Consider the following 18,081-nt stretch of genomic DNA (forward strand, 5'->3'; position numbering starts at 1 on the left):
TTCGGGCCACCCCGAGGCGCGTCGTCTTGCGCCCTCGTGCTCTTGCGTTGTTGGCCACGGCCGTCGCGCTGGTGGCGGTGGGCTGCAAGACGCCCGATCTGTCGGGGCCGGTGGTGACGTCACCCGATCTGGTCACACCCACCCCGACCCCCGAAACGGTGGACCCGGTGGTGCCGGGACCGACCGCCGAGCCGACCCACACCGGCGTCACCGACGACGTGATCCGGGTCGGGGTGATCGCCGACGCGGTGGCGGGCAACTCGGTGTCCACCGGCAGCGAGGCCGCCTGGCTGGCCATGCGGGCCTGGGCCCAGGCGGTGAACAGCACCGGCGGGCTCGGGGGCCGGGATGTGGAGGTGGTGCTCATCAACTCCAATGTCTTCGACCACCGGGAGGCCGTGCAGGAAGCCTGCGAGAGCGACATCTTCGCCCTGGTCGGGTCGCATGCGGTGTTCGACGGCGACGGGGTGGACATCCTGAACGACGAGTCCTGCCGCCTGCCCGATTTTCCGGCGGCCGCGCTCACCCCGGCCCGGCGGGAGTCGCCGGTGACCTTCGTGTCCAACCCCACCGCCAACGACGTGTGGCAGGCCGGTCCGGCCCGCTACCTGAGCGAGCGCTTTCCCGAGGCGGCCGCCGCGGTGGGCACCGTGGTCATCGACCTCCCGGAGGCCTTCTACCGGGCCCAACGCGACATCGAGGCGTCCACCGCCAACGGGTTCGACGTGACCTTCCAGGCCACCGCCGAGATCGTCGACCAGGACCACGACAGCCTGGCCGCGGCGCTGGTGGATGCGGAGGTTCGGGCCCTCTCCTGGTCGGCCGACAGCAACCGGCTCCAGGAGTTGCTGGGCGCCTGGACCCGACTGACCGCCGAACTGGCGGCCATCGAGGCCTCACAGCCCCCGGATGAACCAGAGCCGGATCCCGCCGACGTGGAGGCACCGACCCAGGACGGCGAGGAGGCCGGCGACGCCGGCGACGAAGGATCCGACGAGGCCGAAGAGCCCGCGCCGGAACCGAGCCCCCCCGCCTTGGAGTTCGTCCATTGCTCGGCCGACTGCTACGGCCCGAGTTGGACCGCCGAGGCCGCCGAGTTGGGCACCGACCTGTGGGTCAGCATCTCGATGCTGCCGTTCGAGGAGCCGGGCGACAACGTGGAGTTGGTGCGATACGTGCTCTTCCTGCGGGAGGAAGTCGACGAGAACGCCGAGTTGGAGTTGATCGGCCTGTCGAGTTGGGCGTCGGCCCTCCTGTTCGAGGAGGCGGTGAATCGGGCCATGTTCACCAGCGGCGGGGGGCTGACCCGCGACCTGGTGATCGAGGCGGCCGGCACCATCACCGAATGGGACGCCCGGGGCCTGCACGGCACGACCAATCCCGCCGAGGGCATTCCGTCGCCCTGCTTCATGCTGGTGAGCCCGACCCCCAGCGGCTGGATCCGCCGTCATCCCCTCACCCAGGGCACGCTGGACTGCGAGTCCGACAATCTGGTGCGCCTGGTGGAATCGGCCACCCTGGGCGTCAACCCCAGCCCCTCCGACCGCGCGGCTGCCGGGCGGTCCGGCTAGAGCCGGCTAGAGCCCCGCCGGGCGGGAGCCGATCACGCCCTTGGCCTGGAGTTCGGCCAGCTCCGCATCCGACAGGCCGAGTTCTTCGCCCAGCACCTCCCGGTTGTGCTCACCCAGCAGGGGGGCGGGCGTTCGGGTCCAGGGACCGGGCACCGAGTCGAACCGAAACGGCAGGCTGGCGGCGGGTACCTCACCGCACACCGGGTGCTGGACGGGCTCGATGAACGAGCGGGCCCGCAGTTGGGGGTGGTCGCCCACTTCGGCGCCGAGCACCACCACCGCGGCGGGCACCCCGGCGCCCACCAGGGCCGCCACCGCGTCCTCGTCGCTTCGGGCGGCGATCCACTGGGCCAGGCCGGCGTCGATGGCGTCGGCCGCGGCCTGCCGCTCGGTCGCCGACCCGTACTGGGCCCAGTCGGAGCGGTCCAGCAGCCCGCACAGGGCCGCCCACTGACGGTCGTCGGCCACGGCCACGGCCACCCACCGTTCGGTGCCGGCCGCCGGATACACCCCTTGGGGGGCGGCCCGGGGACCGCGGTTGCCGGTGCGGGGGAGTTGGCGGCCCAGCGCGGAGTACTCCACCAGTTGCTCGGCGGCGGCGTTGAGGGCGGCGGCCACCATGGTCACCTCCACCAGCCGTCCCCGACCGGTTCGGTCCCGTTCCTCCAGGGCGCCCAGCGTGGCGAACACCGCGTGCATCCCGGCCAGCGGGTCGCACGGACCCCGGGGGATCTGGGGATCCTCATCGGGATAGCCGGTGATGGCCGCCATCCCGGTGAGCTGTTCCATGGTCTGGGCGAACCCGGTGTTGTTCCGCCAGGCGCCGTCCAGGCCGAAGGCGGGCATCCGGGTCATGATCAGCCGGGGATTCAGGGCCGACAGCCGCTCCCAGGTCAGGCCGAACCCCTCCATCACCCGGGGGGTGAAGTTCTCGATCACCACGTCGGCGTCGGCGATCAGCCGTTCGGCCACCGCCACCCCCTCCGGCGAGCGCAGGTCGAGCGTGATGGCCCGCTTGTTGGTGTTGGCCCCGTGGAAGACCATGCCCCACTCCCACCACTGGTCGCTGGTCGGGGGACGGGTGGAGGCGAAGCGCATTCCGTCGGGCCGCTGGACGGACTCGATCTTGACCACGTCGGCCCCCAGCAGGGCCAGCGAGTGGCTGGCAATGGGGCCGGCCCACCAGGCGGTGAAGTCGATGACCCGCACGCCGTGGAGGGGGAGGGCGGCGGGCTCGGTCCCGGGCGGACGGGGTGCTCGGCTCTCGATCTGTCCGGTGTGCTCCCCCGGTGCGGGTACCGGCTCGAAGGCCCGGACGTCGGCGCCGTGGAGCCGGTAGGGCACCGTGGGCTGGGTGAAGCCCCCGGAGGGGTTGGTGGTGAACGCCTCCCGGCCGGAGAACGCCTCCAGGGTGGGCACGGTGGCCCCGTCGCCGATGGGGGCCACCGGTATGCGCCGGGCCGACGCCTCGGCGAGGATCTCGGCGGTGGTCCGTCGGGTTGTCCAGGCGTGTACGGCCGCCCGGAACTCCTCACGCCGCCGCCAGCGACCGCCGGGGCCGCAGATGTCCGGATCGTCGGCCCACTCGGGCCGGCCGATCATGGCCAGGAAATCCAGGAACTGCTGCCCGGCCACCGTGCAGAACCCCACGTGGCCGTCGGCGGTGGGTTCGATGGAGGGAAGCTCCACGGTGCGCCCGGGCCGCTCGGGGTGGGTGTCGCCGGTGAAGGTCCCCATGATCCAGGCGTAGGTGTTCATGGTCATCACCATGGTCTCGAACATCGACACGTCCACGTGATCGCCGTGCCCGCTGCGTCCGGCCGCCCGGGCGGCGGCCAGGGCCCCCACGCCGGCGTAGATGCCCGTCGTCCACTCACCGATGACCCCACCCGACTGCACCGGCGGACGCTCGGGATTGCCCCGCTTGCCCAGGCCACCGCACTCGGCCTGCAGGGTGAACTCGGTGGCCGGCCGGTCGGCGTAGGGGCCGGACCGTCCCCACGGGGAGATGGACACCACCACCAGCGCCGGATTCTGGTGGCGGGCCGCCGCCAGGCTCGCCGGGGGCAGCCCTTGGGGGGTGGCGTCGATGAGGATGTCGGCGGTGGCCAGCAAGAGGGCCAGCGCCGGGTCGTCGGGGTCGTCGGGATCGGCCACGTGGGATCGCTTGGACGTGTTCAGGAACCGGAACAGCGGCCCGTCCTCGTCGTGCAGATCGGCCCCGGAGGCCGACCACGAGCGCAGGGGGTCCCCGCCGGGCGGCTCGATCTTGATCACGTCGGCCCCGGCGTCGGCCAGCAGCTTGGCCGCATAGGAGGCGGCGATGCCCCCGCCCACCTCCACGGCCCGCAGATGCGAGAGGATCACGGGCCCCCCGTCGGGTCGAATTCAGCCATCGCCGGGCAGATTACTCAAGCGCAACGACAAGGTTGCCATGGCCGGCCGGTGGAGGCCGCTACGATGCCCGGCCATCAAGCCCGTTGGCCGGGCCAACCGGCACCAAGGAGAGGCCGACCATGTATCCAGGACAACACGCATGCACCACCCCGGACAAGGCGGCCCAGATCATGGCCGCCACCGGGGAGGTCACCACCTACCGGGGGTTGGACGAGGCCGTCAACCGCCTGGCCCGGCTCCTGCACGAGCGTGGCCTGCGGGAGGGCGATCACCTCTGCATCCTGGCCGAGAACCACCGCCGCTACTTCGAGGTGTACTGGGCGGCCATGACCTCGGGCCTGTACCTCACCGCCGTCAACCGCTACCTGTCGCCCGCCGAGGCAGCCTACGTGGTGAACGACAGCGGCTCGGTGGCGCTGATCACCACCGCGGCCATGGCCGACACCGCCGCCGAGCTGTCGAGCCTCATCGACGGCTGCCCGCACCGGCTGATGATGGACGGCGTCATCGACGGCTACGAATCCTACGAGGAGGCGGTGGCCCCCCTGTCGGCGGCCCCCCGGCCCCGTCTTCCCAAGGGTGAGGTCATGTTGTACTCCTCGGGCACCACCGGCCGGCCCAAGGGCATCCTGCGCCCGCTGACCGGCCTGAACGTGGACGACGCCGGCCTCTCCGGGATCGGCATGTTGGCCAACCTGCTGTTGGGCATGGACGAGAACTCGGTGTACCTGACACCCGCGCCCCTGTATCACTCGGCCCCTCTGATCTGGAGCGCCGGGGTCCACGAGCTGGGGGGCACCCTGGTGATCATGGACCGCTTCGACGCCCAGGGCTTTCTGGACTGCGTGGAGCGCTACGGGGTGACCGACACCCAGGTGGTGCCCACCATGTTCATCCGCATGCTCAAGCTGTCCGACGAGGTCCGGGGCCGCTACGACGTGTCGTCGCTCAAGATGGCCGTCCACGCCGCCGCCCCCTGCCCGGTGGAGGTCAAGGAGAAGATGATCGAGTGGTGGGGCCCGATCATCCACGAGTACTACGCCGCCACCGAGGCCAACGGGGTGTGCTTCATCAGCTCACCCGATTGGCTGGAGCACAGGGGGTCGGTGGGCAAGGCCATCTCGGGCATCCTGCACATCTGCGACGACGACGGGGCCGAACTCGGGCCCGGCGAGGCCGGCCTGGTCTACTTCGAGCAGGAGGCCGCCACCTTCGAGTACCACGGGGCCCCGGAGAAGACCGCAGACTCCCGCCACCCCGACCATCCGGGCTGGACCACGGTGGGCGACGTGGGCTACGTGGACGACGAGGGCTATCTCTATCTCACCGACCGGGCCACGTTCATGATCATCAGCGGCGGGGTCAACATCTACCCCCAGGAAATCGAGAGCTGTTTTGCCCTGCACCCCAAAGTGGCCGACGTGGCCGTGTTCGGCCTGCCCGACGAGGAGATGGGGGAGTACGTGCACGCGGTGGTGCAGCCCGAGGCCGGGGTCGACGCCACCGACGAGCTGGCCCAGGAGCTGCGGGCCTACGTCCGGGAGCACCTGGCGGGCTACAAGGTGCCTCGGGTGGTGGACTTCCGGGCCGAATTGCCCCGCCTGCCCACCGGCAAGCTCTACAAGAAGCCCCTGCGCCAGGAATACCTCGACCGAGTGTCCTAGACCGACGGTCGTAGCCCCCGGTCCGCCGGTCTCTCATGATTTCGGCCCCGCCGGTAGGGTAATCCGATGGCCTATTCCGATGACGCCATCTTGGCCTTGACCCGCCGGGTGTTCGATCTGTGGCAGGGCGACACCACCGATCTGGCCCCCGACGTCATGGCCCAGCCGGTGCAGGCCTACCTCGACCAGGACCGCTTCGAGTACGAGACCGATCGCATCTTCAAGCGCCTGCCGCTGGCCTTGGCCCTCGGCTCGGAGCTTCCCGGCCCCAACACCTACAAGGCCGTCGACGCCCTGGGGGTGCCGGTGCTGCTCACCCGGGGCGCCGACGGGGCCGCCCGGGCGTTCCTCAACGTGTGCAAGCACCGGGGGTCGCCGCTGTGCGAGCCCGGTTCCGGTTCGGCCCGTCGCCTGAGCTGCCCGTACCACGCCTGGGTGTACGACCTGTCGGGCGACCTGGTGGGCATGTTCGGCGCCCAGACCTTCGGCGACGTGGACCGCGACCACCTCTCGCTGACCCCGCTGGCCTGCGCGGAAGCCGCCGGGTTCGTGTTCGCCAGTCTCACCCCCGGAGTGACCTTCGACATCGACGCCTTCTTGGGCGACTTCGCCCCCTACGTGGCCGCCCTGGAACTCGACCAGTGGCACATCTTCGAGCAGCGCACCCTCGAGGGGCCGGGCTGGAAGGTGGCCTGGGACGGCTACCTGGAGGGCTACCACCAGGAGCGCCTGCACCCCCAGACGGTGGGCCTCAACACCATCGGCAACCTCATGGCCCACGACACCTGGGGTCCGCACCAGCGCATCGTGTTCGGCCGCAAGTCGCTGCCCGAGTTGGTCGGTGTGTCCGAGGAGCAGTGGGACCTGGACCGCCACATCCGCCTGATCCACTCGATCTTCCCCAACGTGTCCATCTCCGGGATCCTGGGGGACTACTGCCTGCTCAGCCAGCTCTACCCCGGTCCCACCGCCGACGCCAGCACCACCGTGCAGACCGTGTTGTGCCGCCACGAGCCCGCCGGCGAGGAGGAGCGCCAGATGGCCGAGCAGTTCAGCGCCCTGGTGCTGCGAGCGGTGCGTGACGAGGACTACTGGGTGGGCTTCCAGATCCAAAACGCCCTCAAGAGCGGGGCCACCCCCGAGGTGCTGTTCGGGCGCAACGAGCCCTCACTGCAGCACTACCACCGGGCCGTGGCGCGCTACGCCGAACCCGCAGGAAACGGCCGCCGCAGCTAGATCTCGTTGGGCAACGGCCGGTGGGTTGACGCCCGGCGAGGCCATCGCCCGCCGAGGTGCCTGCCCACTAGGTGATGCTCAGCATCCGGTCGAGGGCGATCCGGGCTTCCGCCGCGATGTCGGGTTCCACCACGATGCGGTTGCGCACCTTGCCCTCCACCAGGCCCTCCAGCGTCCAGGCCAGGTGGGCGGCGTCGATGCGGAACATGGTGGAGCAGGGGCAGATCAGCGGATCGAGCGAGACCACCGTCTTGTCGGGGGTCTCGTTGTCCAACCGGTTGACCAGGTGAATCTCGGTGCCCACGCCGATTACCGAACCGGCGGGGGCGGCGGCCACAGCCTTGATGATGTAGTCGGTGGAGCCCACCTGGTCGGCCACCGCGCACACCTCCCGGCTGCACTCCGGGTGCACCACCACCACCCCGTCGGGGTGCTCGGCCCGGAACGCGGCCACGTGCTCGGGCTGGAACCGCTGGTGGACCGAGCAGTGCCCCCTCCACAGCAGCAGCGTCGACTCCTTGCACTGGGCCTCGGTGAGCCCGCCCCGGTCGAAGCGGGGATTCCACACCGCCATGTCGCTCTCGCCGTAACCCAGGTCGTAACCGGTGTTGCGGCCCAGGTGCTGGTCGGGGAAGAACAGCACCTGGTCGGCCCGGTCCAGGGCCCAGGTGAGCACCGCCCGGGCGTTGGACGACGTACACACGGCGCCCCCGTGGCGGGCGGTGAACGCCTTCAGGTCGGCGGCCGAGTTCATGTAGGTGATGGGCACCACCCGGTCGATGTCCACCACCCGGGCGAGCTCCTCCCAGGCCTCTTCCACCTGGTCGATGTCGGCCATGTCGGCCATGGAGCAGCCTGCGTTCAGGTCGGGCAGCACCACCTGCTGGTGGTCGCCGGTCAAGATGTCGGCCGACTCGGCCATGAAGTGAACCCCGCAGAACACGATGTAGTCGGCTTCGGGGTGTTGCTGGGCCAGCACCGACAAGCGGAACGAGTCCCCTCGGGCATCGGCCCAGGCCATGACCTCGTCTCGTTGGTAGTGGTGGCCGAGTATGAACAGTCGGTCGCCGAGGGCCGTCTTCGCGTCGCCGATCCAGCCCGCCAACTGCTCCGGCGATGCCGTTGAGTACCGCTCGGGGAGCGGTCGCTGCACGCGCAACATATTGTGAGAACCTCCGTGAGGTACGGGAACTCCGATTGCGGCCGGTGGGGGCAGCCGGGTCGCCTCGCCACGGGGATGTCGGCCTCAAAGTTCGATATGTCGCCGGATACCCGGCCGGCGTGGGAGGAAAGTATACCCGCCCGACCGGTCGAGCAAAAGATGACGGCCCCTCCGCCCGAATGGCCGCTCAACGGGCCCCCAACCCACCCCCGGACGGGCCGTCGGGGCCGGTGGGAACAACCGGCGGCCCCTGCTTCCTAGGATGGAGGGGCCATGTTGCACCGCCCTGCCTCCGGCACCATTCCCGACGCCGCCGGTTCCTACCAGTTCAAGGACCGGCACGGTCGGATCATCTACGTGGGCAAGGCCAAGAACCTGCGGTCCCGGCTCGGCAGTTACTTTCAGGACCCGGCCCACCTGCCCGCCCGCACGGCCCAGATGGTGGCCGCCGCCGAGTCGGTGGAGTGGATTCAGGTGGACACCGAGGTGGAGGCGCTCATGTTGGAGTACAGCCTCATCCAGCAGCACCAGCCCCGGTTCAACGTGCGCTTCCGGGACGACAAGAGCTACCCGTTCCTGTGCGTGACCATGGTGGACGAGTGGCCGCGGGCCATGGTCATCCGGGGCCGCAAGAAGAAGGGCAACCGCTACTTCGGCCCCTACGGCCACGCCTACGCCATTCGGGAAACCCTCGATCAGTTGTTGCGCACCTTCCCCATCCGCACCTGCAGCGACAACAAGTTCAACCACCACGCCCGCCTGGGGCGCCCGTGCCTGTTGTTCCACATAGAGAAGTGCGCCGGCCCGTGCGTGGGCGAGGTGGAGCGCGACCGGTACGACCAGATGGTGGCCGACCTGTTGTCGTTTCTGGGGGGCGACACCGACGAGGTGGTGCGGAAGCTGGAGGACGACATGGCCACCGCCGCGGCCGCCCTGGAGTTCGAGCAGGCCGCCCGCTGCCGCGACCGGCTGGCCAGCGTGGGCAAGGTCATCCAGACCCAGCAGATGGTGGGGACCCGCTCGGAGGACTACGACGTGGTCGGTCTGGTGGACGACGAGCTGGAGGCGGCCTGCCAGGTGTTCTACGTCCGCAAGGGCAAGGTGATGGGCCGCCGGGGCTTCATCGTGGACAAGGCCGGCCAACTCGGACGGGCCGAGTTGGTGAGCCGGGTGTTGGAGCGGCTGTATTTCGAGGAGAACCCCCTGGGTTCCCCCAAGCAGGTGCTGGTTCCCGACCTGCCCGACAACCAGGGGCTCTACGAGGAGTGGCTGCGCCACCAGCGGGGTTCTCGGGTGGGCATCTCCGTCCCCCAGCGGGGGGCCAAGCGCAAGCTCCAGGAGACGGTGGCCCGCAACGCCGCCGACGCCTTCACCCGCCATCGGCTCAAGCGCACCTCCGACCACAACAGCCGGGCCCGGGCCCTCAACGACCTGCAGCACCATCTGGGCCTGCCCGAGGCCCCCCTGCGGATCGAGTGCTACGACATGAGCCATCTGCAGGGGTCCGATTACGTGGGCTCGATGGTGGTGGTGGAGGACGGGCTGCCCCGCAAGTCGGAATATCGGCGGTTCAAGGTGCGCACCGTGGACGGCAACGACGACTACGCGGCCATGGAGGAGGTGCTCACCCGCCGGCTGTCCAACTACCTGGCCGAGCGGGAGCGCCCTGTGGAGGATCGGGGGCGGTTCGCCTACCCGCCGCAGTTGCTGGTGGTGGACGGGGGCAAGGGGCAACTCGGGGTGGCCGAGCGGGTGCTGGCCGAGTTGGGCCTCGACGGGGAGATCTTCCCGGCCGGGTTGGCCAAGGAGTTCGAGCAGGTCTTCGTGCCCGGTCGGGCCGATCCGGTGGAGATTCCCCGTCCGTCGGAGAGCCTGTACCTGCTGCAGCGCATCCGTGACGAGAGCCATCGCTTCGCCAACGACTACCACCGCACGCTGCGGGGCAAGCGCATGACTCGGTCGTCATTGGATGGCGTCGACGGTCTCGGGCCGACCCGCAAGGCCCGCCTGGTGAAGGAGCTGGGCGGGGTGCGGGCCGTGGAGCGGGCCTCGCTCGACGACCTGCTGGCGCTGAGCTGGCTGCCCGACGCAGTGGCCCATTCGGTGTACGAGAAGCTCCACGCCCCCGGCGGCCGGGGCTGAGGGGCCTCAAGGTCTTTCCCGTCGCTGGCGGGTCACTAACCTGGGGGGGTGGCCGAGTTCGTGGTGATCACCGGCATGTCGGGGGCCGGTCGGTCGCAGGCCGCCAACCATTTCGAGGATCTGGGCTGGTACGTGGTGGACAACCTCCCGCCCGCCCTGTTGCCCAGGGTGCGGGAGTTCGCCGAAACCCCCGACAGCGGCATCGCCCGGGTGGGCCTGGTGCTGGGGTTGAACCTCTTCCACGAGCAGGTGGCCCCTGCCCTGACCGCCCTCAAGGCCTCGGCCGAGGGTTCGGTGCGGATCCTGTTCTTGGACGCCGCCACCCCGGTGTTGGTCAAGCGGTTCGAGAGCACCAAGCGCCGCCACCCGTTCGAGAGCATCTCGCCCATGGGGGTGTCCGACGCCATCGAGGCCGAGCGAGAGGCGCTGGGGTACCTGCGCAGCGAGGCCGACGTGGTGGTGGACACCTCCGAGTACAGCATCTACCAACTCCACCGCTTCATCGACGAGGTGTTCGACCTGGACGCCGGACCGGGGTCGGTGACCACCCGGATCATGTCGTTCGGCTACAAGCACGGCATCCCCCTCGACGCCGATCTGGTGCTGGACTGCCGCTTTCTTCCCAACCCCCACTGGGTGGAGGAATTGCGGCCCTTGAGCGGCCAAGACGACGCCGTGAAGGACTTCCTGCTCAACGGCCAGCCCATGGCCGAGACGTTCCTGGCCAAGACCCAGGACCTGCTCAGGCTCCTGGTGCCCGCCTACGTGATCGAGGGCAAGTCGTACCTGACCATCGCCTTCGGCTGCACCGGGGGGCGCCATCGGTCGGTCTTCGTGGCCGAGAACATGGGCGTCCGTCTCGCCGAGGATCCCGAACTGGGCATCCGCCCCATGGTCGTCCACCGCGACATCGACCGCTAGGGGGGCGTGGTGGCCGGCCCCGCGGGATCGCCCTCTCACACCGCCGCGGGCCCGAGGATCGGCCTCTGCTTGCCCTACGAGGGCTCGGCCTCGGCCGAGGACATCGTGGCCGTCGCCCGGGCGGCGGAGGCCTCGGGGCTGGACTCGGTGTGGGTGGGCGACCACATCGCCTTCCCGGTGGAGTTCACCTCACAGAATCCGACCATGGCCGACGGCAGGTATCCGTACCCCACCGACAACCCTCGGCTGGAGGCACTCACCACCCTGGCCTTCGTGGCGGGGGCCACGTCCATCATCAAACTGGCCGTCAATGCCTGTGTGTTGCCCCAACGCAACCCGGTCATCACCGCCAAGGCAGTGGCCACCCTCGACCACCTGTCGGGGGGTCGGGTGGTCTTCGGGGTGACGCTGGGCTGGCTTCGGGAGGAGTTCCACGCCCTGGGGGCTGACTTCGACCGGCGGCGTCCGCTGTTGGAGGACGGCATCGAGATCATGCGCACCATCTGGGAGCACGATCAGCCCTCCTACGACGGGGAGACGTACTCGTTCGAGCCCCTGCACATGCGCCCGAAGCCGGTGCAGTCGCCGGTGCCCATCTACGTGGGCGGCCACTCCCGCCCGGCCATGCGCCGAGCGGCCAGAATGGGTGACGGCTGGCTGGCCGCCCGCATGACCCCGGACGACCTCGGCACCCATGTGGCCTTCCTCCGCCAAGAGCGCGCCCAATCCCCCCGGGCCGACCAGCCCTTCACCGTGGCCGTCAACTGCCCGGCCGCCGTCGGCCCGGCCCCGCCGGGCGTGCTCGACGTTGCGGACCCCGACGCCACCCAAGCCACCCTGGCGGAGCTGGCCAACGCCGGCGCCGACGTGGTCAACATCATCGTGGTCTCCCAAGACCCCACCGAAACCCTCACCGCCGCCCAAACCCTCTCCCCCCACTGCCCACACCCGAGCAGCCTGAGCGATCCTCCCGACAATCAGCCAGCACAGTCGCCGCCCTGATGGGCAACCGCGAGGTGATCCCCGTTTACCCCGAGTCGGAGAAGAGGGTTTCGTATACCTGGCGGGTTTGGTCGGGGGTGAGGCCGGCGGCGAGGTAGAGGTCGTCCACGTGGAGTTCCCAGTGGAGGTGGGGGTCGAAGTCGAAGTCCCCGGCGGCGGCGGCCGAGGTGCCCCGGTTGCCGATGGTCGCCAGTCGGTCGCCGGCGGACACCATCTGCCCGATCCGGAGGTTGGAGTTCACGGCTTCCAGGTGGCTGTAGATGGTGACTACGTGGCCTGCCCCGTCGATCACCCCGTGGTCGAGCACCACGTAGTTCCCGTACAACATGGTCAGGGTATGGGGTGGCGTGCGGTCGAGTTGCGCGGCGGTGTCCAGCAGGGCATCCCGGTCGTCCGGCGCGGGGTCGTCGAAGTCGCCCACCGCCACGGCCACCCGACCGTCCATGGCGGCCACCGCGATCCGACCTCGCATGAAGCACTGGTAGTCCAGGCCCTGATGGGTGCCGGACCGATAGGTGCGGGGCCAGTTGGGCATGAGGTTGGGGTGGGGGAGGGGTGACCGGCAATCGCTGGGTTCCACCACGTGGGGGGCCAACACTGAGGCCACCTCCAGGGCTTCCCCGAACGTCGGCGGTTGCCGGTCGAGAACAATGAAGACCGGGGTGGGAAGGGGCTCAGGGGTGGCAGTGGTCGCCGGCGCGGTGGGTGATGGTTGTTCCGTCGGCAGTGGTGACGTCGGCGTTGGTGACGTTGGCGTGGGCGGCGCCGGTGTCGGTTCCGGTTCGGGATCGGGCGACGGGTCCGGCACCGGCCTGTTGGTCGGGCTTGGCGTCGTGGCCGGGGCAGTCGGCGATGTCGGCGGCGGATCAGTCGGGAATGTGTTGGGATCGGGCGCAGCGGCGTTGTTGGAGTTGCCCGACGGCCACGCCTGGGATGTCACGATCCCGAGGCCGAACACCACACCGAGCCCCAGCAGCCAGACGATGGCCCGGCGGGGAGGGAGGTTTCTGATGGCCTGCCATATAGCTCGCAGCCAGTTGACGGCCCGGCGGGGGCGCAGGTTTCTGATGGCCTGCCATATGGCTCGCAGCCAGTGGACAGCCTGGTGGGGACGGAGCTTCCCCAGCCACTTCGTGCTCACGGGAACTCCAGCGTACCGGCGTTGCCGAACCGCTCCCGCAGTTCAACCTTGCGGATCTTGCCGGTGGAGGTACGGGGAAAGCCCTCCACCGCGATGAACTCGTCGGGCACCTTGACCTTGGCCAATCGGGAGGAACACCAGTCGGCCAGGCCATCGACGGTTCCGTCGGGGCGGAGTTCCACGAATGCCACCGGGCGCTCACCCCAGCGGGCGTCGGGGCGACCCACCACGGCCGCCTCGGCCACCGCCGGGTGATCGCCGAGCACCGCCTCGATCTCGCTCGGGTAGACGTTGACCCCGCCGCTGATCAACATGTCCTTGGATCGGCCCACGATGATGAGGTAGCCGTCGGCGTCCATGCGGCCCAGGTCGCCGGTGCGGAACCAACCGTCGACCACGGCCTCGGCGGTTTGGTCGGGGTTGCGCCAATAGCCGGCCATCACCTTCTCGGTCTTCACCCAGATCTCACCCACCTGCCCTGGGTCCACCGGGGCACCGTCGGCGTCACGGAGATCGACCCGCACGCCGGGCACGGCCCGTCCGCAGGATTCCAGCAGCTCGGGCCGCTCGGTCATGGCCGTCTCGTGGTCGGCGGGCAGGAGCCCGGTGAGGTTGGAGACGCACTCGGTGATGCCGTACGACTGGTAGAGCCCGCATCCGAAGCGGTCGTGGGCCTGTCGGATCAGGGGCTCCGGGGTGGGCGCCCCCCCGTAGACCACCAAGCGCAGGCTGGAGAGGTCGGCGGTGTCCAAGCCGGGGTGGTCGAGAATCCGGCGCATCTGAACCGGCATGAGAATGGTGGTGGTCACCCGGTGCTCGGCCACCGCGGCGAAAAACGCCTCGGGGGAGAAGGTGGGCATCACCACGTAGGTCTGGCCGTCGGCCAGCATGGAGACGACCCGGGTGCCGGTGGCCACGTGGCACATGGGCGTGGTCGACAGGAACACGTCGTCGGGGCGAAATTGCTGCACCAACGCCATGGTCAGCCCGTTGAACACCAGGCCGCGTTGGGTGAGGCACGCCCCTTTGGGCCGTCCGGTGGTGCCGCTGGTGTAGATGATGAGGGCGACGTCGTCCTCGGTGGCGCGCTCCAAATCGGCGAACGGTTCGCCGGACAGGAGTTTCCGGTAGGCGTCGCCGGCGGCGTCGATCAGCGTGCCGTGCCCGCCCACGGCCCCCAGCCGCTCCACGTGGTCGGCGGTGGCCACGGTGAGGCGGGGGTCGACGTCGCCCAGGATGTAGGCCACTTCGGGGTCGGCAAGCTGGGGGTTCAGCGGCACGGCGGCGGCCCCCAGGTAGGCCACCGCCAGGTAGACGTCGAAATACACCAGACCGTTGTCGGCCATGAGGGCCACCCGGTCGCCGGGGCCCACCCCGGCCGCCTCCAGGCCCCCGGCCAACCGTCGCACCCGGTTGCGCAGCTCGCCGTAGGTCAGCGACGGCCCGCCGGCCACCACCGCGGCCGCCGTCTTGTGCGGGTACAGGGTGGCGTTGCGCTCGAGCAGGTCGACGATTCTCATGCCGTGCTCATGCCGTGCCCGTTTCCATGCCGTTGGCCACCCTGACTTCGACCGGGATCGCCGATCGGGCGGGCGGCCACCACGCCGTGGAGGGGGCGGTCTGGGCCGTGGGCCATCTGATGGAGCAGCCCGCCCACCTCGTCGGGATCGAGTCCCACCACCCGGCGGCTGACCTGACCCAGGACGGGGTTGTCGCCCAAAAAGTCGAGGGCCGCCCGGTAGGCCGCGCCGTCCACGCCGAGGGCGCCCAGCACCCGCAACTCCTTGCCCACCAGCCGGTCGGGGTTCCAACCCTGGAGGGTGTGGTGGCCCCGGGTGCCCGCCACCACGATGGTGCCGCCGGGGCGAGCGAGGTCGATCGCCTGCACGAACGCCTCGGGGGCATTGGCGGTCACGTCGACCACCACGTCGGCCAGGCCGCCGGTGTCCTGCTTGAGCATCCGACGGGGATCCTCGGCGTGCACGTCCACCGTCCGGTGGGCGCCGAACGCCTTGCCGGTGGCGAGCCGGTCGGCGTCGGCCGGCCCCGCCCCGGTGAGCATCACGTAGCCCGCTCGGGCCCCGACGGCGGCGGCCACCACCCCCAGGCCCCGCAGGCCCGGCCCCAACACCGCCACCGTGGTGCCCGGCCCGATGCCGCCCAGGGTCACGCCCCAGCGGATGCCCGCGCCGTAGGGGTTGAACAGCGTGGCGGTGAGGGGGTCGAGGTGGTCGGGCACCCGGTGGACCATGGAATCGGGGGTGAGCACCAGATGGGTGGCGTACCCACCCCACAGCCCCGACCCTTCCTCGAGGGGCCGATTGCCGTAGGAGTCGCCCAGCCCGTGGTAGCGGCACAACGGGTAGTTGCCCGCCGAACAGGCCTCACAGCGGACGCAACGCTGGAAAACCTCCACGGCCACCCGATCCCCCTGCGCCAGGCCCCGGGCCTCCAGGAATTGGGGGGTGGCCTCGCCGATGGTGCCGACGATCTCGTGGCCCGGCACCAGCGGCAACCGCGTGGCCAGCACGCCGGAGTAGAGCTCGTGGTCGGTGCCGCACAGTCCGCAGGCCTCGACCGCCAAGACGGCTTCACCCGGCGCCGGGTCGGGCACCGGGATCTCCCGAGCCTCCAGTCGTCCGGCGCCCACCAGCACCAGCGCCGACGCGGTGGTCACGCCGATTTCCTCCTGCCCATTGGGGCTTCGGCGCAAAGCAACGTCACGGGGCGATGCGGTAGACCAGCACGCCGCTGGCCACCGGTCGGCCGTCGTCGCTCTCGATCTGGATCTCGGTGAAGTTGAGTTCCTTGGCTCGGCGCACGCATCGGGCCCGGGCGATCAGGTCGCTGGTTCGGCCCGCCCCCACGTAGTTGATGGCCATGCTCACCGTGGACGCCCGGGTGCCCTGGGAGAAATCGTGGCCCGCCCACACGGCCGCCGCCCCCGCGTTGTCCATCAACGCGGCCACCGCGCCCCCGTGGTACGTGCCCCCCGAATTGTCCACCGTTTCGCTGAAGGGCATCCGCAGAGTCACCCCGTCGGGCGCGGCCTCCTCCAGCGTGATGTTGAGGGCGGTGTTGAACGGCACCCGGGTGAACATGATGTGCAGCATCTTGGACCGCATGACCTCGTCGGTCTGCTCACCCTGACTGCTCCGATTGGTGTGCTCCTGCTCGGCCACCACGCCACATCCCGCTCAGGGCCGCTTGGTGCGGTCGAAGGTGGAGGCCGACACGCCCTGCTCTCGCAGCTTGATCTTCTGCACCCGCTCGGAGGGGGTCTTGGGCAGTTCGTCCACGATCTCGATGAACCGGGGCACGGCGAAGGCGGGCATCCGGGTGTCGGCCCAGGCCCACAGGGCGTCCACGTCGACGGGGCCCTGAGCCACGATCCAGGCCATCACCTCGTCCTCACCGGCCTCGATGTCGGCCTTGACGGCCACCACCGCGCACTCGGCGATGTCGGGGTGGCCGAGCAGGGCTTGTTCCACCTCGTAGGAGGAGATGTTCTCGCCCCGGCGCCGCAGGGCGTCCTTCAGGCGGTCGACGAAGTAGTACCAGCCGTCGGCGTCACGGCGCAGGCCGTCGCCGGTGTGGAACCACAGGTTGCGCCACGCCTCGGCCGTCTTGTCGGCCATGGCGTAGTAGCCCAGCGAGCACGTCCACGGCACCTTGGGTCGGATCACCAGCTCGCCCAGCTCGCCGACGGGCACCTCCTCGTCGGTGACGGGGTCCACCAGGCGAACGTCGAACCAGTCCTCGGCCATCAACCCGGCGGCGCCCGCCGGACGGTCCTCCCCGTAGGGCGACAGGATGGGCATCGAGGTCTCGGTCAGGCCGAACACCTCCACGAAGGCGTCCACCCCGAACCGGGCCTTGAACGCACCCAGGATCGAATGGGCGGTGGGGGCGGCGAAGATGCACCGAAGCCGGTTGTCGGCGTCGTCGGGACGGGCCGGTTGCTTCCACACGAAGTCCATCATCACGCCGAGGAAGTTGGTGACGGTGGCCTCCGCCGCCCGTATCTGGTCGATCCAACGGCTGGCCGAGAAATGGCTGTGGAGCACGAATCGGGCGCCCGCCACCAGGGCCGGATAAGCGGCCAGGAACTGGGCGTTGCCGTGGAACAGCGGGGTGGTGACCATGTAGGTGTCGGCGTCGGTGAGGCGGGTGAGCGACACGCACTCATCGGCGAAGAAGTACATCTGGGCCTGGGGCATCATCACCCCCTTGGAGGGACCGGTGGTGCCCGAGGTGAAGAAGATCGACGCCAGATCGTGGGGGGCCACCGCCACCGGCTCGACGGGATCGGCGGCCTCCAGCGCGTCCCACGGCTCGGCCTCCCAGCCCGCCCGGCGCAGGGTGGCCACCGCCGCGTCGGTGTCGGGGCCCGCCACCCAGAAGCGGGTGATGGATTCGCAGGCCGCCTTCGACTCCACGAACCGCTCGGCGTAGGCCCCGTCGATCACCGCCAGTTTGGGGGCCACCGTGGAGGCCTGGTGTTCCAGGAACTGGCCCCGGTAGGCGGTGTTGATGGGCACCTCGACCATGCCCGCCACCTGCGATCCGAGCCACGTGCGGATGAACATCGACGAGTTGGGCAGCATCACCAGCAGCCGCTCCCCCGGCCCGCCGCCCGCCTCCGACAGCGCCCCCGCCACCCGGCGAGCCGCCTCGAACATCTCCCGGTACGTCCACGTGCGCCCCTCCTCGGGGCAGTCCAGGTAGACGGCGTCGCCGTGGCTTTCGGCCCGGTGGGCCAACACCTGGGGGGTGGTCCAGGTGCTGCGGTCGGCGAATGTGGGGCGGATGTCCCGGTAGGTGCGTACGGCCACGACGGGCCAC

At 70.1% G+C, this 18,081-nt stretch carries 13 protein-coding genes; 6 read left to right on the forward strand and 7 right to left on the reverse strand.

Annotation, left to right across the window (positions count from 1 at the left end; genetic code table 11):
• Window positions 1-50 precede the first annotated feature (50 nt).
• Window positions 51-1,571, forward strand: coding sequence for a hypothetical protein (locus tag ACOQPQ_RS01540; RefSeq protein ID WP_420637680.1), 1,521 nt, complete (start codon window positions 51-53; stop codon window positions 1,569-1,571).
• A 6-nt stretch (window positions 1,572-1,577) separates the two neighbouring features.
• On the opposite strand, the gene ACOQPQ_RS01545 is transcribed toward ACOQPQ_RS01540, so the two are convergent.
• Complete coding sequence (locus tag ACOQPQ_RS01545) at window positions 1,578-3,938, reverse strand: CoA transferase (protein ID WP_420637681.1); 2,361 nt, start codon at window positions 3,936-3,938, stop codon at window positions 1,578-1,580.
• A 149-nt stretch (window positions 3,939-4,087) separates the two neighbouring features.
• On the opposite strand from ACOQPQ_RS01545, the gene ACOQPQ_RS01550 reads away from it, so the two are divergent.
• The gene (locus tag ACOQPQ_RS01550; protein WP_420637682.1) at window positions 4,088-5,632 is read left to right on the forward strand and encodes an AMP-binding protein; all 1,545 of its coding nucleotides are present in this window, start codon (window positions 4,088-4,090) and stop codon (window positions 5,630-5,632) included.
• Between the two features lie 66 nt (window positions 5,633-5,698).
• Window positions 5,699-6,868: an aromatic ring-hydroxylating oxygenase subunit alpha gene (locus ACOQPQ_RS01555; RefSeq protein WP_420637683.1), complete on the forward strand. Its 1,170-nt coding sequence runs from the start codon at window positions 5,699-5,701 to the stop codon at window positions 6,866-6,868.
• Window positions 6,869-6,935: 67 nt separating this feature from the next.
• Here the strand turns inward: ACOQPQ_RS01555 and nadA are convergent, their stop codons facing one another.
• Window positions 6,936-8,030, reverse strand: coding sequence for a quinolinate synthase NadA (nadA, locus tag ACOQPQ_RS01560; protein ID WP_420637684.1), 1,095 nt, complete (start codon window positions 8,028-8,030; stop codon window positions 6,936-6,938).
• Window positions 8,031-8,303: 273 nt separating this feature from the next.
• Between nadA and uvrC the strand changes: the two genes are divergently transcribed.
• The 3 genes from uvrC to ACOQPQ_RS01575 are packed head-to-tail and all read left to right on the forward strand — an operon-like array spanning window position 8,304 to window position 12,095.
• Window positions 8,304-10,172, forward strand: coding sequence for an excinuclease ABC subunit UvrC (uvrC, locus tag ACOQPQ_RS01565; RefSeq protein WP_420637685.1), 1,869 nt, complete (start codon window positions 8,304-8,306; stop codon window positions 10,170-10,172).
• A gap of 48 nt (window positions 10,173-10,220) precedes the next feature.
• Complete coding sequence (gene rapZ, locus ACOQPQ_RS01570) at window positions 10,221-11,093, forward strand: RNase adapter RapZ (RefSeq protein WP_420637686.1); 873 nt, start codon at window positions 10,221-10,223, stop codon at window positions 11,091-11,093.
• Window positions 11,094-11,102: 9 nt separating this feature from the next.
• Window positions 11,103-12,095: an LLM class F420-dependent oxidoreductase gene (locus tag ACOQPQ_RS01575; protein WP_420637687.1), complete on the forward strand. Its 993-nt coding sequence runs from the start codon at window positions 11,103-11,105 to the stop codon at window positions 12,093-12,095.
• Between the two features lie 25 nt (window positions 12,096-12,120).
• Here ACOQPQ_RS01575 and ACOQPQ_RS01580 read toward each other — a convergent pair whose 3' ends face one another.
• The 5 genes from ACOQPQ_RS01580 to ACOQPQ_RS01600 form a co-directional block, all read right to left on the reverse strand.
• Window positions 12,121-12,702, reverse strand: a complete 582-nt coding sequence (locus tag ACOQPQ_RS01580) for a M23 family metallopeptidase (RefSeq protein ID WP_420637688.1) — start codon at window positions 12,700-12,702, stop codon at window positions 12,121-12,123.
• Window positions 12,703-13,232: 530 nt separating this feature from the next.
• Window positions 13,233-14,756, reverse strand: a complete 1,524-nt coding sequence (locus ACOQPQ_RS01585) for a class I adenylate-forming enzyme family protein (protein WP_420637689.1) — start codon at window positions 14,754-14,756, stop codon at window positions 13,233-13,235.
• On the reverse strand, window positions 14,753-15,913 hold the full coding sequence (locus tag ACOQPQ_RS01590) for a zinc-dependent alcohol dehydrogenase (RefSeq protein ID WP_420637690.1): 1,161 nt from the start codon (window positions 15,911-15,913) through the stop codon (window positions 14,753-14,755). Before ACOQPQ_RS01590 ends, ACOQPQ_RS01585 begins: the two co-directional genes overlap by 4 nt.
• 43 nt (window positions 15,914-15,956) lie before the next feature.
• Window positions 15,957-16,418: a PaaI family thioesterase gene (locus ACOQPQ_RS01595; RefSeq protein ID WP_420637691.1), complete on the reverse strand. Its 462-nt coding sequence runs from the start codon at window positions 16,416-16,418 to the stop codon at window positions 15,957-15,959.
• 15 nt (window positions 16,419-16,433) lie between these two features.
• Window positions 16,434-18,071 carry an AMP-binding protein gene (locus ACOQPQ_RS01600; protein WP_420637692.1) on the reverse strand — a complete coding sequence of 546 codons (1,638 nt, stop codon included), beginning with the start codon at window positions 18,069-18,071 and terminating at the stop codon, window positions 16,434-16,436.
• Between the last annotated feature and the right edge of the window lie 10 nt (window positions 18,072-18,081).

The sequence above is a fragment of the Candidatus Poriferisocius sp. genome, from assembly GCF_965219775.1.
Taxonomy (GTDB): Bacteria; Actinomycetota; Acidimicrobiia; order Acidimicrobiales; family Bin134; genus Poriferisocius.